The 18290-nt window shown below is 54.0% G+C and carries 16 protein-coding genes; 1 reads left to right on the forward strand and 15 read right to left on the reverse strand.

Going from position 1 to position 18290, the window contains the following annotated elements:
* Positions 1-32: 32 nt before the first annotated feature.
* The 6 genes from nikE to NST43_RS31145 all read right to left on the reverse strand — a co-directional run bounded on the left by nikE (position 33) and on the right by NST43_RS31145 (position 5777).
* Positions 33-860: a nickel import ATP-binding protein NikE gene (gene nikE / locus NST43_RS31120; protein WP_339225571.1), complete on the reverse strand. Its 828-nt coding sequence runs from the start codon at positions 858-860 to the stop codon at positions 33-35.
* A complete protein-coding gene (locus tag NST43_RS31125; RefSeq protein ID WP_339221371.1) occupies positions 853-1704 on the reverse strand; it encodes an ABC transporter ATP-binding protein in 852 nt (283 codons plus the stop codon). Before NST43_RS31125 ends, nikE begins: the two co-directional genes overlap by 8 nt.
* Positions 1705-1723: 19 nt before the next feature.
* Positions 1724-2554: a nickel ABC transporter permease subunit NikC gene (nikC, locus tag NST43_RS31130; RefSeq protein WP_076081890.1), complete on the reverse strand. Its 831-nt coding sequence runs from the start codon at positions 2552-2554 to the stop codon at positions 1724-1726.
* Entirely contained in the window at positions 2551-3498 is a 948-nt protein-coding gene (gene nikB, locus NST43_RS31135; RefSeq protein WP_339221374.1) for a nickel ABC transporter permease, read from the reverse strand. Before nikB ends, nikC begins: the two co-directional genes overlap by 4 nt.
* Before the next feature lie 22 nt (positions 3499-3520).
* Positions 3521-5140, reverse strand: coding sequence for a nickel ABC transporter substrate-binding protein (gene nikA, locus NST43_RS31140; protein ID WP_339221376.1), 1620 nt, complete (start codon positions 5138-5140; stop codon positions 3521-3523).
* Positions 5141-5417: 277 nt separating this feature from the next.
* A complete protein-coding gene (locus NST43_RS31145; RefSeq protein ID WP_209987316.1) occupies positions 5418-5777 on the reverse strand; it encodes a helix-turn-helix transcriptional regulator in 360 nt (119 codons plus the stop codon).
* A gap of 141 nt (positions 5778-5918) precedes the next feature.
* On the opposite strand from NST43_RS31145, the gene NST43_RS31150 reads away from it, so the two are divergent.
* Positions 5919-7331 (forward strand): MFS transporter, encoded by a 1413-nt coding sequence (locus tag NST43_RS31150; RefSeq protein WP_339221379.1) that lies wholly within the window; start codon positions 5919-5921, stop codon positions 7329-7331.
* Positions 7332-7422: 91 nt separating this feature from the next.
* Here the strand turns inward: NST43_RS31150 and NST43_RS31155 are convergent, their stop codons facing one another.
* From NST43_RS31155 to NST43_RS31195, 9 genes are all read right to left on the reverse strand, one after another.
* Positions 7423-7590, reverse strand: a complete 168-nt coding sequence (locus tag NST43_RS31155; protein WP_063776434.1) for a CxxH/CxxC protein — start codon at positions 7588-7590, stop codon at positions 7423-7425.
* A 102-nt stretch (positions 7591-7692) separates the two neighbouring features.
* Positions 7693-9489 (reverse strand): M3 family oligoendopeptidase, encoded by a 1797-nt coding sequence (locus tag NST43_RS31160; protein WP_339221381.1) that lies wholly within the window; start codon positions 9487-9489, stop codon positions 7693-7695.
* A 195-nt stretch (positions 9490-9684) separates the two neighbouring features.
* The gene (gene cydC, locus NST43_RS31165; protein WP_339221382.1) at positions 9685-11484 is read right to left on the reverse strand and encodes a thiol reductant ABC exporter subunit CydC; all 1800 of its coding nucleotides are present in this window, start codon (positions 11482-11484) and stop codon (positions 9685-9687) included.
* Positions 11481-13250, reverse strand: coding sequence for a thiol reductant ABC exporter subunit CydD (gene cydD / locus NST43_RS31170; protein WP_339221383.1), 1770 nt, complete (start codon positions 13248-13250; stop codon positions 11481-11483). The genes cydC and cydD overlap by 4 nt, the downstream gene beginning before the upstream one ends.
* On the reverse strand, positions 13250-14263 hold the full coding sequence (gene cydB / locus NST43_RS31175; protein ID WP_339221385.1) for a cytochrome d ubiquinol oxidase subunit II: 1014 nt from the start codon (positions 14261-14263) through the stop codon (positions 13250-13252). Before cydB ends, cydD begins: the two co-directional genes overlap by 1 nt.
* Positions 14264-14266: 3 nt before the next feature.
* On the reverse strand, positions 14267-15655 hold the full coding sequence (locus NST43_RS31180; RefSeq protein WP_339221387.1) for a cytochrome ubiquinol oxidase subunit I: 1389 nt from the start codon (positions 15653-15655) through the stop codon (positions 14267-14269).
* Positions 15656-15884: 229 nt separating this feature from the next.
* Positions 15885-16115: a cold-shock protein gene (locus tag NST43_RS31185; protein WP_173134614.1), complete on the reverse strand. Its 231-nt coding sequence runs from the start codon at positions 16113-16115 to the stop codon at positions 15885-15887.
* 91 nt (positions 16116-16206) lie between these two features.
* Complete coding sequence (locus NST43_RS31190; protein ID WP_019914582.1) at positions 16207-16407, reverse strand: cold-shock protein; 201 nt, start codon at positions 16405-16407, stop codon at positions 16207-16209.
* Between the two features lie 394 nt (positions 16408-16801).
* Positions 16802-18049: a trypsin-like peptidase domain-containing protein gene (locus NST43_RS31195; RefSeq protein WP_339221390.1), complete on the reverse strand. Its 1248-nt coding sequence runs from the start codon at positions 18047-18049 to the stop codon at positions 16802-16804.
* Positions 18050-18290: the final 241 nt, after the last annotated feature.

The raw sequence follows: 18290 nt of genomic DNA on the forward strand, positions 1-18290 counted from the left end.
CGGTACCATCCTTTTAAAGGACGGTACCGTCATTATTGTGCAGATGCTCCAAGCATATCAGCCAGCTCCCTGTGCCGGTTCCGCGGATGCTCCGCAAGCATGGAATCGAGCAAGCTGCGAACCGCAGGGTGGGAGGACTGCAGGAACTGCTCCTTGCTGTCGTTATATTCCACGACCCTGCCCTGATCCATGACAGCCAGTGCGTCTGAGATCATACAGGCGGCCTTAATATCATGGGTGATGAACAGATATGACAGGCCGAACGCAGACCGCAGCTCCCCCAGCAGCCGCAAAATATTCGCCCCATTAATCATATCCAGACTACTAACCGCCTCATCCAGTACGATGAGCTTCGGCTTCAGCGCAATCGCCCTGGCGATATTGATCCGCTGCAGCTGTCCTCCGCTGAACTGGTAGGGCTGCTTCTGCATGTCCGCCGCACTTAGTCCGACACACTCCAGCAGCTCGCCTACCGCCCGCTTCTGCTCCTGAACGCTCAAGGACTCGTAATTGGACAGCGGCTCGCCAATAATCTGCTCGGCTGTCATCCGGGGATTCACGGCAGAATAACAATCCTGGAAGACCACCTGCAGATCGCGGCGGAGGGTCCTGCGCGCCTGCGGGCTCAGCTTATACAGATCCTGGCCCTGAATCAGCACCTGGCCCGCGCGGGGCGGCTCCAGCCCGAGAATAACCCGGCCCAGTGTGCTTTTACCGGCTCCGCTTGATCCCAGCAGCCCCAGGCAGGTTCCCTCTTCTATATGAAGAGACACGCCGGACAGCACATTATCCTGCTTCTCCGAACGCCTCCACCGGCGGGATGGAGCGTAGGTATGGGTAACTTCCCTGACCTCAAGCATGTATTCTGCCGCTATTCCAGTCATAGCTGGCCCCTAACTGCGGACTAAGCTGAAGCAGCGGCCTTGCTGCCAGCAGCTCCCGGGTGTATTCATGCCGGGGATGGTCGAACAATTCGAATACATCGGCGGTCTCGACAATCCGCCCGTGCTGCATGACCGCAACTTCATCAGCCAGCTCCGCAATCACGCCGAGGTCATGGGAGATTAACAGAATGGCAGTTCCATGCTCCTGCCGCATCCGGTCCAGCTGCCGTAGCACCTGGAGCTGATTGGTCACATCCAGAGCGGTAGTAGGCTCATCGGCAATGATCACGGAGGGCTTCAGGCACAGGGTGAGCGCCAGCATCACCCGCTGGAGCATCCCGCCGCTCAGCTCATACGGATACTTTTGCAGCAGCGCTGCGGGATCGGGCAGATTCACATCGGCCAGGGAGCGGATCGCGCAGGCTCTGGCTTCTTTTTTCCCCAGCTTCACATGTGTACGGATGGACTCCACGAATTGCACACCAATGGTATACACCGGAGAGAAAGCCGTCATCGGATTCTGCATAATCAGCGCAAGACTACTGCCGCGAAGCCTGCGCATGTCCTTCTCCGGGAGTCCGTTCAGCTCACGGGTATGCAGCCGGATACTGCCTTCGATCACACTCGTCTGCCGGTCCAGCATCTGGAGGAGCGCCAGTGACGTAACGGTCTTTCCGCTGCCGCTGCCTCCCACAAGACCCAGCACACGCCCCGGCTTCAGCTCCAGGTTAACATCCTCTATGAGGGGCAGATATCCTGCCGCCGTCTCCACAGATACCTTCAGACCCTTCACCTGCAGCACATATTCCGCTTGTTCCATGATTCGCTCATTCCTTCTTTCAGGAGCCTCGTTTGATCCCGTACCGTTCAGACAACGCCTCGCCCAGCAGATTAAACGAAGCTACAACCATAATAATCATCAGGCCCGGATAGAGCATCAGCTCGGGATGATTGCGGATGAAGGATTTCCCTTCGTTCAGCATCGCCCCCCATTCCGGTGTAGGCGCCTGGACGCCCAGGCCCAGGAAGGACATCGCGGAGATATCCATAATCGCCCAGCCCATCTCAAGCGTCCCAATCACCACAATCGACGGCAGAATATTGGGAATAAGATGCCTGCTCATGATCTGCCAGGGGGAAGAGCCGCTGATCCGCGCTGCCGTGATGAAATTCCGCTCCTTCAGGCTGACAATCATATTCCGGAACATCCGGGCGAAGTACACCCACTGCACCAGCATCAGAGCAATAACCAATTGAGACAGGCCCGGCCCCAGAATCCCGATCAGACCGAAGACCAGAATCATACTGGGAAAAGACATAATGCCATCGCACAACCGCATCAGCACAGCATCCAGCCACCCGCCGATGTACCCCGAAACCACTCCTGCGAGCAGTCCCACCCCTAAGGAAGCGGCAAAAATAAGTGAAGCAAAGCCCAGCGAGATCCGTGTTCCATACAGTAGCCTGGATAGATTGTCCCGGCCCAGCTGATCTGTGCCCAGAAGATATTCCCACGAGGGCGGACTGAGCTTCGCTGCCAGGTTCACCCGTATCGGATCATGCGGTGAGATCCACGGGGCCAACAGGCCAGCAAGACCAAACAGGATCAGCAGGCTGCCGCAGATCATGATCACTTTCCTGCCTTTGAAACGGCTGCTTAAGTTATTCATCCTTGGCTGGCCCTCCCTTTACGCGCAATTCGCGGGTCCAGGAACAGCTGGAGCAGATCGGCGATCAGATTGCTCCCGGCAATCACACAGACCGAGAGCATGACATAGCATTGAATCACCGGAATGTCACGGTTAATGATCGCTTCAATGAAGTACCGGCCGAAGCCCGGCCAGGAGAATACCTGCTCTACGATAATCGCTCCCGTCAGCAGCTTCCCCAGATTGATGCCCAGTCCTGTAATAAGCGGCGCTATGGCAATTCTAAGCACGTATTTATACAAAATCACACGTTCCTTAATCCCTCTGGCCCGGGCATATCGGACATACGCCTCCTTCAGCTCCTCCAGAACGGTCGTCCGCAGCAGGCGCGCGTAGATGGCAATCAGCCAGAGCGCCAGGGTAATAGACGGAAGAATCAGATGCTGCACAGACCCTCTGCCCTCCACAGGCAGCCATTCCAGCTTGACCGAGATGAAGAACATCAGCAGATAACCGATCCAGAAGACCGGAACACAGGCACCGATATAGGCAAACACCCGGATCACATGATCTATCAGCCGGTTTTTGTAAATCGCCGCTAACACCCCAAGTGGGATGCTGACCACCAGCGCCAGCACGATACTGGCGGACGCAAGCTGAAGCGTTGTGGGCAGCTTCTGGGCAACCTCTCCCCATACGGGCATATTAGACAGGTAGGAATGGCCGAAATCCAGCCGGAGCAGCCGGCCCACCGATTGAATATATTGCGTCAGCAGCGGCTGGTCCAGCCCGAATTCATGCCGCTTGGCGGCCAGAACCTCATCATCCGGCTGGATATGGGCCGCCGCCAGATAGGCTTCAGCCGGGTCCACCGGCCCCACCCGGATCATCACGAACATCAGCAATGTCGAGAACAGGATGATGGGGATGATCGCTAGCACTCTTTTTCCGATATATACGCCCACTTAGAACCCTCCCGAACGGCTGCTACTTCTTCTCAATGCCATGAAGCGGGTATTCATCCCGGTTGGACGGGAACTTGAATTCAGCCACATTGTCCCGGTACACCGCCATCTGCTTGATGTAGGAGATCGGAAGGATCGAAGACTGTTCCTGCAGCGTAGTGAGCACAGAGCCGAACAGCCCGGTACGGGCTTTGTCATCCGTGGTAGCCATACCTTCCTTAATCTTCTTGTCGATCTCAGCCTTCATTGGCAGAGCCGCCAGAGTATCTGAGACCCCGTAGCCCGGCTGTAAAACGGCAGTCATGAAGGAATGCGGGTCATACGGCGCACCAAAGGTCGAGTAGAAATTCATATCGAACTCATTGGCCTTTCTGCGCTGGATGTAGACAGTCAGCTCGACGCCGGTGATTTTCAGATTCACACCGATCCCCGCCCATTCAGCTTGCAGGGTCTCCGCCATGGCCTTCATGGTCAGATCCGCCTTGTCATACATCAGTTCCAGCTCCAGCGCCTGTCCATCCTTCTCCCGCACGCCCCCACCTGAAGGCAGCTTCCAGCCCGCTTCATCCAGCAGCACATTCGCCTGCTCCACATCATATTTTACCGGGCTCACCTTAATATTGGCATAAGGCAGATTCGGTGGCAGGATATTGTCCGCCTTCTCCTCCAGTCCCAGCGTTACCCCTTCAACCATCGCTTCTTTATTGAAGCCCATGCTAAGCGCCTGACGGACCTTAAGATCAGCCAGCTTCGCGTTCATGGTATTCAGCACCAGATTGCGGGTTGCGATTGGCTCCGACAGCTTAGTGACGTACTTTCCGGTGCTCTCAAGCTCCTTGTAGGCATCATAGCTGATGAGACCTTCGCCATAGATCAGGTCCAGATCGCCTTTTTCAAAAGACAGCACACGGGTCTCCGCATCCGGGATTACCTTCACCACCACCTTGTCCACCTTCGGCTTTTCGCCCCAATAGTAGGGATTCGGTGTAAAGGTTGCCGATTCATCCTTCTTATACTCGCTTAGCACCCAAGGTCCGGTTCCAATCGGGCTCCGAATGCCCTTGGACGTATCGCCATCCTCGGGGAAGCCCGCCTCGCCAAGGAAGCGTACCGGCCGCACCACTGCAAGATCGTACAGTGCCGGGTAATATGATTCCGTCAGCGTGAGCCGGAACGTAGTGTCATCAAGCGCTTCTGTCTTCTCAATCAGCGGAATCATGCCCAGCCACGTGTGCAGCTTCTTATTATGTAAGACCGCATCCATATTCTTCTTCACCAGCTGTGCGTTAAAAGCCGTTCCGTCCGAGAACTTGACGTTGCTGCGGATCTTGAACGTGTATACCTTGCCATCCGGCGATAGTGTCCAGGATTCGGCCAGAGCCGGGACAAGCTTCCCGTCTTGATAACTGACAAGCGGCTCATAGATCATAGACTGGGCTAACAGCTGGGACGGGTTATATAAATGCGGATTCATCGGTCCGATATCCCGGGGCCACGCCATTGTAATAGTCTTCGTAGCTTGCGCGCCTCCGGCGTCCGCTGATTTCTCCGTATTATTCGATGAACAGCCTGCAGCGACCATGGATATAACCAACAATACGAGCAGGCCTTGCAGCAGCTTCTTACCTTTAGATGCGAACATAGCGTTGACTTCCTCTTTTCTAATCGAGAATGATTATCATTATAAATTAAAATATTACTGCACCTGACACAATTCTGTCAATGGTAACGGTTGTATGCTCTATACATACAAGTGGAAACGGCTTTGCCGTCCTTTTAAAGGCCGGTACCGTTTCGGCGAGAAATAGAAGGATAATGTATAGCGTGAAACATATACATTCTTATATTTTCAAAAAACCACCCCAAGATCTGGAGTGGCGATGATGTCATACGTTATATGTCAAACGTTATATGATTGATTAAACCTGTTCTTGCCCTTCTTCTTCCGGCTCCCCGAATCCCTCATCTGGGCCAGGACTGACGTAAGCCTGCAATACAGAATCCAGCAGCCCGGGGAAGCGCTCGTCCAGATCTTCCGTCCGCAGGGACAGAATTCGCTGGGTACCCTGCACCCGCGTATGAATGACACCCGCTTCGCGCAGCGTCCGGGCATGGTGGGTCAGCGTGGACTTGGCAATCGGCACCTTGAAGCTGTTGCAGGACTGCGGGCCGTGGTTACAGATCTCCGACACTACATATAGACGGATCGGGTCGCTAAGCGCATAGAGCACCGAGGCGAGCTGAATGTCCTTGCGTTCCGGATGATGGAGCTGCTTCATGAATAAGACTCCTTCAAAGTATATAATAGTACTTCTTTTCACGATGATTTCCTAATTGCATTTTACATTAGCGCATGCTATATTTCAATAGTTCGTAAGTAATCGAACTATACAATAACTTAATGAAGGAGTGGCTTTCTCATGACCTCATCACCTGCTTCTGAGGGCGATCAAGAGCATTCAATGGCTGCTCCGCAAGCGGCTCTTCCACGGGAAGGACTGTTAACTCTGCTATTCAGCGTTGCTGTCGTCCTCGTGATTATGAACACAGCGATGTTCAATTTGGCCCTGCCTGATGTAACCGAGACCTTCGGCATCACCGCAGCGTCCGCCTCCTGGATTGTAACCGGGTATTCCATCATGTTCTCAATTGCCTCAATCACATACAGCCGGCTCTCGGACTTCCTGCCGATCCGCCGGCTGCTGGTTATCGGGCTGCTCACCTTAGGGCTTGCTGCTGTGGCCGGATTCTTCAGCACCAGCTTCATTTTCCTGCTGATTGTACGTATTCTGCAAGCCTCGGGTGCAGGCGCCGTGATGTCGCTGTCGCTTGTCCTGTTCACCCGCTACATTCCGCAGGCCCGGCGCGGCAAAGCCATGGCGACGATCATGTCGGCCGTCTCCCTGGGACTGGGTCTGGGTCCGGTAGCCGGCGGCTCCATTGTTGAATACCTCGGCTGGACCTGGCTGTTCGCGGTCACTGCCGCCATTCTGCTGCTGGTGCCGCTGTTTCTGATCCTGCTGCCTAAGGAAGTTCCGGCCAGCGGCTCATTCGACGTCCTGGGCGGGATCTTCCTCGGCGTGGGTACCACCGGTCTGCTGCTATTCCTGACCAGCGGACTGTGGATCGCGTTGATCGCTGGTATCGCCGCCATTGCCTTATTTGTAGGGCGTATCCGCACGGCCCCTGATCCATTCGTGCTGCCCGCGCTGTTCAGCAACCGGCCATATCTGGTACTGGCACTGATCGGGGTTGCCTCTTACCTGTGCAGCTTCGCTACCCTGTTCCTGCTGCCGCAGATTCTGACTCACCGCTTCGGCTTCAGCGCCAGCCATGCCGGGCTTGTCATCTTCCCGGGCTCGCTGCTGGCCATCTTCGTCTCGCGCCTGGTCGGACGGATGATAGACCGCTACGGCAACACCGGAATTCTGCGCTTCGCACCGCTGCTCGTTCTGGCCGCCACCGTATTGTTCGCCTTGTTCGCCGGAAAGTCATGGGTTGCTGTCATGCTCGTCTACATGATCATGAGCCTGTCATTCACTGTACTGTCGAGCAGTGTGTCGAATGAAATCTCGCGCATCCTGCCTGCTTCGCAGATCGGCTCCGGGATGGGGCTTTTCCAGCTGCTGCAGTTCTTCAGCGGTGCCTTCAGCGTCGCGATGGCCGCCAGCGCACTGGAATGGCAGCGCAGTCTGCCGCTTCAAGCCGCTTACTCCAATATCTACTGGGGCTTGTCAGTTGCGGCAATCGTGGCGATTGGCTCCGCCTTCATCTACCTGCGTAGCAGTCAGCGCAGCCCGCTGTCCGAGATGGTGAAAGCCGCAGACTGCTAAATCTGCAACTGCACCATTCGCGCATACGCCCGCACGCCAAAACACCCTGCAGCCTTTCACGGCCACAGGGTGTTTTTTATTCCAGCCGCCCTCAGACGACCAGATATTCCGCATTTTGTTCACATTCCGCACATTTTGCCGGCGGGTCCCAGTCCGAGAACTCCGTCTCCTTCAGATCGACTACATCCGGTGCATCCTCGTACTCGTCCACAAATTTGTCGATGGCCAGCTCTACGTGTTCCTTACAGACTACATACATTCAATCAAGCATCCCTTTCTGTGCCGCTGCGGCGTAGACTTATACTACTGTTCTACCACACTTCCCCGCAAAAAGGAACCTCCCGCTGCGCAAAACGCGCCCTTATTCCCGCCCCGCAAACTTCCGGACATCCCCGGCAATAAATCCGAGCGCCTCCTGCCAGAAATCCAGGGAATATACATCAATATCCATCAGCTTCGCAGCGTCTGCGATGCTCCGGGTACTGGTCGCTGAGAGGAACTGTTCATAGCGGCTCACGAACGCCTGCCCCTGCTTTTGGTACTGGGCATACAGCCCCTTGGAGAACAACAGCCCGAAGGAATAAGGGAAGTTCAGGAACTCATTACCTGCCATATAATACCCAGCTTTGCTAATCCACTGGTAAGGATGAATGGACCCGGGCAGCAAACTATCCCCGTAAGCGGCAGCCATCGATTCCAGCATCAATGCGTTCAGCTCCTTTAATGGAAGGGGACCGGATAACCGGCGGGCATAGAGCGCGCTCTCGAAGCAGTACCTGGCATAGAAATCGACAATATAATACCCTGCATCCGAGAGACTACGTTCCAGGATTGCATCCGCTTCCTCCGCAGGCAGCGAGTTCAAGAGTTCAACATGAATCAGACTCTCGCAAAAAATCGACGCCGTCTCCGCAATCGGCACCGGATAATCCATGTTGACCATCGTATGCCCTGCGAGGCGGCTGGTATGATACGCATGCCCAATCTCGTGGGCCAGCACACTCACATCTATATATTGGCCGTGGAAGCTCGTGATGATCCGGCTCTCTCCAATCGGGACAATATCGACACACATCCCGAAATTGCCCTTCCCGCTGCGCGGCTCGGCATCGATCCAGCGCTGCCCGAACACCTTGCGGGCGAACCCGCCCAGCTCGGGGCTGAACCTGCTGAACCCCGCGATAATCATCGCCTGGGCCTCAGCATAGGTTACGCGGACTGAAGACTCCGTGCCGATGGGCGCAAAAATATCCCAAAACGGCAGCTGTCCCCCCGCGTGCCCCAGCCGCCCAGCCTTCTCGGCATAATATTGCCGGAAGACCGGCAGGCTCTCCCGGATGGCCTGAAGCATCACCTCCAGCGTCTCCTGATCCATCCGCGCTGCTTCCAGTACCTTATGCAGCGGGGAGGCATAGCCTCTCAGTTCATAGACGGCCGCCGCCTCACCGGACACAGCATTGATACAGGCAGCACTCTGCTCCGCTACGCTGCGGCAAGCCTCATGCTCTGCTTCAGCCGCTGCCTGCCGCACCGCGGGATCAGGGTCGTAGACCAGATTACGCAGCTCCGCCAGCGTCACACTGCGCGTCACCCCGGCCAGCTCCAAATCAGTCCGCAGTGTAGAGAGCGTCTGCATGTACAGCCGCTCCCACGCCTTCGAGCCGGTGCTCTGCATCCGGGCAATCACCGCTTCGCCTTCCGCACTGAGCATATGCTGCGATTTACCCTGTAATCCGCGCAGATAGAAGCTATGCTGCTCCAGATAAGCGCTGGAACGGAGACTCCGCTCCAGTTCATCTGCGCTTACCCCTGCCAGCCACTTGCTGAAGCGGACCAGGGCTTCACCCGCCCCGCCGGTCACCTCTTCCAGCTCGTCCATCAGATTGACGGCTTCCTCACACTGGCTGTCCGCACTGAACCGCAGCTCCGCGTAGCTGAACAGACGCAAATATAGCTGTTGATACGCATTATATTGTTTAAGGAACTCTTCCATCAGGTCCGCAGCAGCCCGCCCGCTAACAGGCTGCGAGGCCGACCATGTATTCAGCCCCCCGGCAAGGGTCTCCACCTGCCTGCGGTCCTGCTGAAATCCCTCCGACTCGAACGAGGAATAGATCCGGTCCAGATTCCAGGTTAATTCACACGTTGTTGAATCCATTGATTAATCTCTCCTTATTTATGATCGCAGGAGCCCTCCGTTATCACATGCTTCCACCCCGTTCATTTGTTGTCCCTGTCAGGATCATCCATTTCAGTATACCTTAATTGCTGAGTTTGTCGCATACATCCGGCACACGTACCGAAGAAGCCCTCTCTGCCCGATACCAGACAGAAAGAGCTTCTTCCATTTACCTTATTTACTGTCCGCCGCATTCTTCGCCTGACCCGGCCGGTCCAGCTCATATAGCCTGCGGTAGCGGGGTTCCCGCTCCATCAGCTCGGCATGGGTGCCGCGCATCTCCACCTGGCCGTTCTCCATGAAGATGACCTCGTCCATCTGCTCGGCGCCCACCAGATGATGCGTGACCCAGATCAGCGTCTTGTCGGCCATTGCTTCGAACATCGTAGCCAGCAGCTCGCGCTCCGTGCGCGGGTCGAGACCAACGGTTGGCTCGTCCAGCACAACCACTGGCGTATTCTGCAGCAGAATACGGGCCAGGGCCATCCGCTGGCGCTCTCCGCCGGAGAAGCGTTGCCCCGCCTCGCGTACCGGAGTATCATAACCCTCCGGCAGCGAAGAGATCAGCGTATCCAGCTTCGCCAGGGCTGCCGCCTGCTGGACCGCTGCCTCCGAAGCCTCCGGGTCCCCGAGCCGGATATTGTTCGCCACCGTGGTGTCGAACAGATGCGGGCTCTGGTTCAGCACCGCGATGAGCTGCGGAATCCGCTCACCATAAGCCGCAGCATCGATACCGTTAATCGTCACGGAGCCAATGGTGGGCGCTATCACGCCCTGCACCAGCTTGAGCAGTGTCGATTTACCGGCTCCGCTGCGGCCGATAACTGCAACCTTCCGCCCCTGCGGCAGCGTAAGGTCCAATTGCTGAACAGAGAAGTCGTCCCCTGCCGCATAGCGGTAGCCCGCCGACTTCAGTTCAATCTGAACCTGTCCGCTGGCCTTAGCAGCCTCGGCAGCAGCAGCGGCCTGAGCCGCAGCTTCGGCATTCCTGCCTTTTTCCGCCTCAGAGAGTACACCCTCCGCCGGAGGCTCCACGCCCTCCAGCCGCTCCAGTGAATTCCGGTATTGCGGAATTTTCTCCACAGCCTCGGATACGGGCAGGAAGGCATCCGCTACCGGGAAGACTACCAGCACGAACGCCGCAATCAGCGTTCCGGCAATCGCCCCCTCGGCATACTGCCCGGCCGCCCAGTATAACAGAGATAACACCGCCAGGCCGACAACAGCCTGCCCGATGAACATACGTAGCCGTGCCCAACTCCGCAGCGAACCGTCTACGCGGGCAACCGCCTGCTCGTCAGCCTCGTACGTATCGACGAACTGGCTCTGCCGCCCGCTTATTACCCAGTCGCTTAAGCCAAGCACAGCATCTGTCAGCTTTTGATACAGCCGATTGCGCTCCTGCTTCACCTGACGCTGACGCTTCTGGGTCAGCAGAAGAGAGATCAGCGGCAATACGACAACCAGTACCAGCATGTAGAGTCCCATAAGCAGAGCAAAGGCCACATCGAACGTCCCGAGCGCAATCATCGCCGCTGCATAGATCAAGAGCGCGATAATGCTCGGAAAGACGGTACGCAGATACACGTTCTGCAAATATTCGATATCATCGGCAAGCATACCAAGAATATCTCCGGTACGGAAGCGCGAGGACAGGAACAAGGCCTGCGGTTCCAGCATATGGTACAGCCGGACCCGCATCTTCGACAGAATGCGCAGAATCGTGTCGTGTCCCACGAGCCGCTCCACATAGTGGATAACAGCCCGGCTGGTCCCGAAGGTTCGCACACCGACAATGGGCACATAGATCATCAGTATATTTTCCGGCGGAATCGAGGCCTTCGAGATCAAGAAGCCTGAAGTATACATCAGCGAGGACGCAGAGAAGATAGTCAGAGCGCCCAGCAAGATGATTAACACGAACCGCCAGAAGTAGGCAGAGTAATAGGGAGCAAACCATCCTTCACGTTTCAATGGATTCCCTCCAATTGACTTTGAATAAGCTCATAATAAGCACCCTTCCGCGCAGTCAGCTCGTCGTGTGTGCCTATTTCAGCCACCCGTCCCTGCTGCATAACGACAATCAGATCCATGTCGATCATCCAGTGTAGGCGGTGTGTAGCCAGGAATACCAGCTTGTCCTCGAAAAGCGGCAGCATCGTCTCCTTCAGCTCATATTCCGTCTCAATGTCCAGATGGGCCGTCGGCTCATCCAGCAGCATGATCGGGCGGCTGCTCAGCAGGGCGCGGGCCAAAGCCACACGCTGCTCCTGCCCGCCGCTGAGCGAGCGGCCGCCGCCGCCGATCATTTCGTTCAGACCTTCCGGCAGCGAGGATACCAGCTTCGATAAACCTGCCGACTCCAGTGCGGCAGCTACCGCTTCCTGGGAAGCCTCAGGATAATAGAACCGGACATTATCAGCCAGGGTGCCGCTGAAGATATACGGGCGCTGTGGAATATAAGCCGTCTGCTTCCGCCACCCCTCATCGGTCAGCGCACTGACCAGACTTCCATTGATCGTAAGGGTTCCGGAGGTGGGATGCAGGAAACCGCCCAGAATATCTACGAGTGTAGACTTACCTGCGCCGCTCTCCCCGATAATTCCAATCTTGCGGTAACCGCTGAATTCAAGATTCACCGCTTCAAGTGAAGACACTCCGTCCGCTTCATATTTCACGCCAACCCCATCAAGCTTCAGACGGCCGTTATTGTTCCACGTGAAAAAGTCGCCAGACCAAGCTCCGCTCTGACCCGCCATCTCCTTCTGCCCACCCGGCTCCAGCAGCTTCGCCTGGACCGTCTCACGGTCAATGATGCTCTTCATCGCTTCACCGGCTTCCTTGCCGTCCAGTGTGGCATGGAAATCTGCACCCACCAGCCGCACCGGCAGGAAATATTCCGGCGCGAGAATCAGGATCGTCAGTCCGGTAACCAGCGTCATCTGCTCATTGACCAGACGCAGACCGAGGCTTACCGCTACCGAAGCGACAGACAGCATGGTGAAGAAGTCCAGTGCGAATGAAGACAGGAAGGCGACTCGCAGCGTACGCATAGTTGCTGAACGGTAGCGGTCACTGACCTTGGCAATACTCTCACTGTGGCTGCGGCTGCGTCCAAGAAATTTCAGCGTCTCCAGACCGCGCAGCGAATCCACGAAGTGATTCGATAAGGTACGGTAAGACTTCAGCTGACGGTCCATCTGCTTGCGGGCCGTCATCCCGATCAGGATCATGAATACAATAATGATCGGCATCGTTAAGGTAAGAATGACACCGCTGGACGTATCCAGGGTAAACACATAGACAAGCAGCAGAGCAGGCGTCACCGCCATACCGACCATTCGCGGAATAATTAGCTCCAGGTAAGTGCGGAACTTGGTTACTCCTTCAAGCACTAATGTGACCATATTTCCGGTGCCCCGGTCGCCAGCCAGCCTTGGTCCCAGCTGGAACAGCTTGTCCATCATCTGTCTCCGCATGCTGCTGCCGGTCGCTTCCGCGAAGCGGTACGCCGCCCGGCTCATCAGCAGAGCGCAGGCATGACGCACAAGAAACGCAAGAAGGAACAAGAGCGCTCTAGCCCCTTGTTCCTTCAGCGGTTCTCCCGCAAACAGCGCAGAGACAGCTTCTGCGAGCGACTTCGCCAGCAGAAGAATGGAGAAGCTTTGCACCAGGGTTAGGAAGCCAACCAGCAGAAATACAGGCTTAACTCCTTTGTACCCAAGCAAATTTTTATCCATTAGTATTCAAGATGCTCCTTCTCGTGAACCCGTTTGTGGAAGATGAAATAACTCCAGATCTGATAGCCCAGCACGAACGGCAGCAGGGTCAGCGCTACAATAGTCATCACCTTCAGTGAATATTGACCGGAGGCAGCATTCGTAATCGTCAGGTTGAACGCCTGATCCAGCGAGCTGATCATAACCCGCGGGAACAGTCCGATGAAGATCGAAGCAACAGACAGCGCCATCACAGCCCCAGTCATCCCGAAGGCATAGCCGTCCTTCTTCTTGGTCATGAAATATCCGGCCAGCAGATACGCGGCTACACCCAGAATAACTACAATCCACAGCAACGTTCCGTGTTTATCGAAGATATCCGTCATAGTATATGTCATCACAACGAAGGCTACCAGCAGCGCCGCCAGTGGAATCAGCAGCTTCTGGGCCAGCTTACGCGCCCGTTCCTGCAGATCACCAAGCGTGCGGATCGTAGTGAACATCAGCCCGTGTACCAGACACAGCAGGACAACCGTAATCCCAGCAACCACCGTATAAGCATTGACGATATCGAAGAATCCGGCATACATCTGCATATCCTTGTCGATCGGCAAGCCTTTGATGAAGCTGGCGAATACTACGGCGAGCAGGAACGGCGGCAGGAAGCTGCCGAAGAAGATGCAGACATCCCACGTTTTTTGCCAAGCCTTGGAATCACGTTTGCCTCTGAACTCGAAGGCAACACCACGGGCGATTAACGCCAGCAGAGCAAATACAAACGGGATATAAAAGCCGCTGAACAGCGTAGCATACCAATGCGGGAAGGCCGCGAACATTGCGCCGGCACCCGTAATCAGCCATACCTCATTCGCATCCCAGAACGGCCCGATCGAATTGATCAGTATCCGGCGCTCTGTATCATTCTTGGCCAGAATCTGTGTCTCCATCCCTACGCCGAAGTCGAATCCTTCCAGGAAGAAGAACCCGACGAACAGCACCGCAATCAGCAGAAACCATAATTCATTAAGTGACATTGGTTAGCCCTCCTTGTTATACGGATCGTGGGATTCACCATGTTCGTTATCCATAGCATAAGGACCTTTTTTGATCACTTTGACGAACAGGCCGACCAGCACTGCACCCAATATGGCATAGATTGCGTTAAAAGTAATCACCGAGAACAGCACCTGTCCGCTGGTAATATTAGGCGATACACTGTCTTCTGTAGTCATAAGTCCGAATACAGTCCATGGCTGACGCCCGATCTCTGTCATAATCCAGCCGGCCGTGTTGGCAATCGGTGGAAGCAGCAGTCCCCAGAACATGAAGCGCATGAACCAGGTATTGGGTCTGTCCATCTTTTTACGCCACATAAGGTAGATGGCATATACCCCAAACAGCATCATCAACGTGCCGGCAGCAACCATGATCCGGAAGCTCCAGAAGGTTGTTTTGACCGGCGGAATATAATCTCCTGGTCCGTAGGCTACTTCATACTCCTTCTGCAGCTCCAGCATCCCCTTCACATCACCGGAGAATTTACTGTAGGACAGGAAGCTCAGCAGATACGGAACCTGAACTTCGTTGCTGTTGGTCTGATTCTTCACATCGATATTGGCAAATACCGTCCAAGGTGCCGGGTCGCCGCTCTCGCCCCACAACGCTTCGGATGCGGCCATCTTCATCGGCTGTGTCTCTACAAGATATTGGGCCTGTGCATGTCCTGCGACCGCTACTCCGAAGGAAGAAATAACCCCTACGATCGCTGCAATCTCGAACGATTTCCGGAAAAAGGCGACGTCCTGCTTCTTCAGCAATTTGTAAGCACTGATCCCTGTCACCAGGAAGGCGCCTGTAGCGTAGGCGGCAAGCACTGTATGCGGAAATTCCACCAGCAGCTGGCCGTTCGTAATCAGCGCGAAGATGTCATTCATCTCAGCCCGCCCGTTATTCAATGTGAAGCCGACCGGATGCTGCATGAACGAGTTAGCCAGCAGAATCCAGAATGCCGACAGCATCGTCCCCAAGGCGACCAGCCAGATGGATAATAGATGAATCCGCTTGGATACCTTATCCCAGCCGAAGATCCAGATTCCGATGAACGTGGACTCCAGGAAGAAAGCCAGCAAAGCTTCAATCGCCAGCGGAGCCCCGAACACATCACCGACGAAGCGCGAGTAGTCCGACCAGTTCATTCCGAACTGGAACTCCTGCAAGATCCCTGTTACTACGCCTACTGCGAAGTTAATCAGGAACAGCTTCCCCCAGAATTGCGCCATTCTTTTGTACTCTTCATTGCCCTTTCTTACGTACATGGTCTCCATAATAGCAATTATGAGCGCAAGTCCGATCGATACTGGCACAAAGAAATAATGAAAAATTGTCGTCGACGCAAATTGAATACGTGACAGCAGTACTGTATCCATATTTCTCCCCTTCCTTCTCCCCATTCGTTATGTCTATTTTGTCAAATTTCCGACGCCTTAAGTGTGATAATTATCACATCAAACACCCTGTTTAGGTATGAAATTTAAAATATTTGTGACAAATATCACAATATTGCACATAGAAAGCAAAAAAAATAAGACGGTTTCACCGTCTTACATTTTCCAGCATGTATAGTATATAGTTGTCTTGGCTCATAAAGGCATTGGTCTAGGTAATCGAAGTACCCTTCTTAAGCGATTTGAGATCGCCATTTGAATTAAGCAATTGCGGCAGCATCTTCATGCTACGAACCATTGGGGAATGACAGAGACGGCAGGAAGGCGCATGTTCAAATGCGAAATTATCCCTCATCCATCCATTACACTCATCGTTGGTACATGCCCATATTGCGGTATTTTCTTCTGGTACTTCCTCCAAAGGCTTCTTCCGGTAGTTCATTGCCGTTCCTCCTTCCTTTATGTTGCAAGCCCAGTAACGATAAAAAAAGACCGTCCCAACTTTCACAAGCGGGGACGGTACCTTCTATTAATTACAGTTTTACAACGTTTTCGGCTTGTGGTCCGCGGTTGCCTTGAACAACGTTGAATTCAACGCGTTGGCCTTCGTCCAAAGTTTTGAAGCCGTCGCCAGTGATTGCGCTGAAGTGAACGAATACGTCGCTTCCGCCTTCAACTTCGATGAAACCGAATCCTTTTTCTGCGTTGAACCATTTAACTGTACCTGTTTGCATGTGTGTTACCTCCACAAATTTAAATTAATATGTTCTTTTTATCTTCAGACAAAGAAAAAATTCACACATTGAGAAAGGTTGTATCTTTGATTGACAGCCCTTTTCAATGCGAGAATTAGGTATCAATTGTATGAATAAATTCATGTTACCACACCTGAATGACAAAGGCAAGCTGTTCTATCCTAATTTCTCCGTTTTTCCCCTTATAAGGACCTCTTCCCAATGTAAGGGCTACCAGTTGGATCAAATAGTAATATTTATTCCCATTGCTACCATTTACCCCATTTTTTCAGCCTTGAAACGACCCCGCCCTCTTCAATTTTTCTTGAAAAGGACAGTCGAACCGTTTCCGTAATCCTGACTGCATCCTTATTATATACGGCCATTTCCAATTTTATTCCTCAGGCTTCTCAAGAAGCTGGACCGTTGTCTGTTTCACTTCGCCATTGCGGTAAAAGGTAATCTTCAGCTTATCCCCGATCTTGGTATGATCGTACAGATATTTGCGAAGCGACAGCGTGGAAGTAATCGGCTTGTCATTGAACTTCGTGATCACATCGTTAAGCATCAGGCCTGCATCCTTCGCCGGTCCCACAGCATCCAGGACCACAACCCCATCGGTTACTACAGACGGAAGATTAAGCTCCTTGCGCTGATCATCAGCCAGCGGCACATACGGATTATTCAAATCAACTGAATATACCCCAAGATACGAACGGGCTATCCGGCCTTTGGAAGTCAGCTCATTGGCTGTATCCAACACATGGTTGGCGGGAATCGCAAAGCCCAGTCCCTCCACACCCGTATCGGAAATCTTCATCGTATTAATACCGATTACCTTACCGTTCAGATCCACCAGTGCGCCGCCGCTGTTGCCCTCATTAATGGCAGCGTCCGTCTGGATCACTTCCTGCTCCCAGTCGTACACGCCATCCTGGTTCAGTGACACCGGTATCGTCCGCTCTGTATAGCTGACAATGCCGGAAGTCAACGTATCTCCAAGGCCCAGCGGGTTGCCGATGGCAATCACAGTCTCGCCCAGGCGCAGCTTGGAGGAATCCCCGATCTCAGCGATCCGGTCGATTCCCTTGCCGTCAATGGACAGCACAGCAATATCGCTCACCTTGTCAGCGCCTACCAGCTCCGCCTTGTGTGTATCACCGTCTACCGTAACCACTTCCAGCTTGCCGGAACCCTCAATGACATGATTATTCGTGATGATAAATGCCTTATTGTCATCCTTCTTATAGATAACTCCTGAGCCTAGAGCCGATTCATCGAGAATATTAAGTTCCTTATTGTCTTCTTTATGATTAATGATGCTTACTACCGCAGGGCGGACATGGGCAGCAGCCTGAATAATCCGGTCGTACGGATCTGAGCTGCTCGCAGCCACCTTATCAATAACTACCGGAGCCTGGGCTCTCTCCGTGGTGAACTGCCCCGTCACCAGACTGAACAGCAGCACAGCCACTACAGCACTGCATACAGAGCTGATCAGCGAAATCTGCCAGGTTGCCAGAGACCGCTTCGATTTGCGGACAGCCCACTTGCCGTCTGCATATCCACCGGATGCTTTAGATTTGCGGCTTTTGCGCCGTGACACCTTGGTTGAATAGAAATCATCATCGAATAATCCCACGTTACACTCTCTCCCCTCTATTGCCACCGCATTCAAGACCTGAACGCCAAGCAACCACGCCCGAGCTTAACCGCTATATCTCTTAGACTTTACGAAGTGCTAAAAGGTTTCACTTTGTTTATTCACCACATTCCAGTGGGTTCTAAGCGCAAGGGATGTCTATTATTCTAATAAGCTACTAAAAAGTTTAACAGCTTGTATCCGGAATATTTTGCAACTTAAAAGACTACAATAGGATTAG

Origin of the sequence: Paenibacillus sp. FSL H8-0332 (assembly GCF_037963835.1) — a bacterium.
Taxonomy (GTDB): Bacteria; Bacillota; Bacilli; order Paenibacillales; family Paenibacillaceae; genus Paenibacillus_AQ; species Paenibacillus_AQ rhizoplanae.

What these genes read in the sequence shown, in the direction of transcription:
- NST43_RS31150 (WP_339221379.1), top strand. Translation starts at nt 5,919, where the DNA reads ATGACCTCATCACCTGCTTCTGAGGGCGATCAAGAGCATTCAATGGCT.
- nikA (WP_339221376.1), bottom strand. Translation starts at nt 5,140, where the DNA reads ATGTTCGCATCTAAAGGTAAGAAGCTGCTGCAAGGCCTGCTCGTATTG.
- NST43_RS31185 (WP_173134614.1), bottom strand. Translation starts at nt 16,115, where the DNA reads ATGAACTACCGGAAGAAGCCTTTGGAGGAAGTACCAGAAGAAAATACC.
- nikC (WP_076081890.1), bottom strand. Translation starts at nt 2,554, where the DNA reads ATGAATAACTTAAGCAGCCGTTTCAAAGGCAGGAAAGTGATCATGATC.
- cydB (WP_339221385.1), bottom strand. Translation starts at nt 14,263, where the DNA reads ATGTCACTTAATGAATTATGGTTTCTGCTGATTGCGGTGCTGTTCGTC.
- NST43_RS31155 (WP_063776434.1), bottom strand. Translation starts at nt 7,590, where the DNA reads ATGTATGTAGTCTGTAAGGAACACGTAGAGCTGGCCATCGACAAATTT.
- cydD (WP_339221383.1), bottom strand. Translation starts at nt 13,250, where the DNA reads ATGGATAAAAATTTGCTTGGGTACAAAGGAGTTAAGCCTGTATTTCTG.
- NST43_RS31145 (WP_209987316.1), bottom strand. Translation starts at nt 5,777, where the DNA reads ATGAAGCAGCTCCATCATCCGGAACGCAAGGACATTCAGCTCGCCTCG.
- nikE (WP_339225571.1), bottom strand. Translation starts at nt 860, where the DNA reads ATGCTTGAGGTCAGGGAAGTTACCCATACCTACGCTCCATCCCGCCGG.
- NST43_RS31125 (WP_339221371.1), bottom strand. Translation starts at nt 1,704, where the DNA reads ATGGAACAAGCGGAATATGTGCTGCAGGTGAAGGGTCTGAAGGTATCT.
- NST43_RS31190 (WP_019914582.1), bottom strand. Translation starts at nt 16,407, where the DNA reads ATGCAAACAGGTACAGTTAAATGGTTCAACGCAGAAAAAGGATTCGGT.
- NST43_RS31180 (WP_339221387.1), bottom strand. Translation starts at nt 15,655, where the DNA reads ATGGATACAGTACTGCTGTCACGTATTCAATTTGCGTCGACGACAATT.
- NST43_RS31160 (WP_339221381.1), bottom strand. Translation starts at nt 9,489, where the DNA reads ATGGATTCAACAACGTGTGAATTAACCTGGAATCTGGACCGGATCTAT.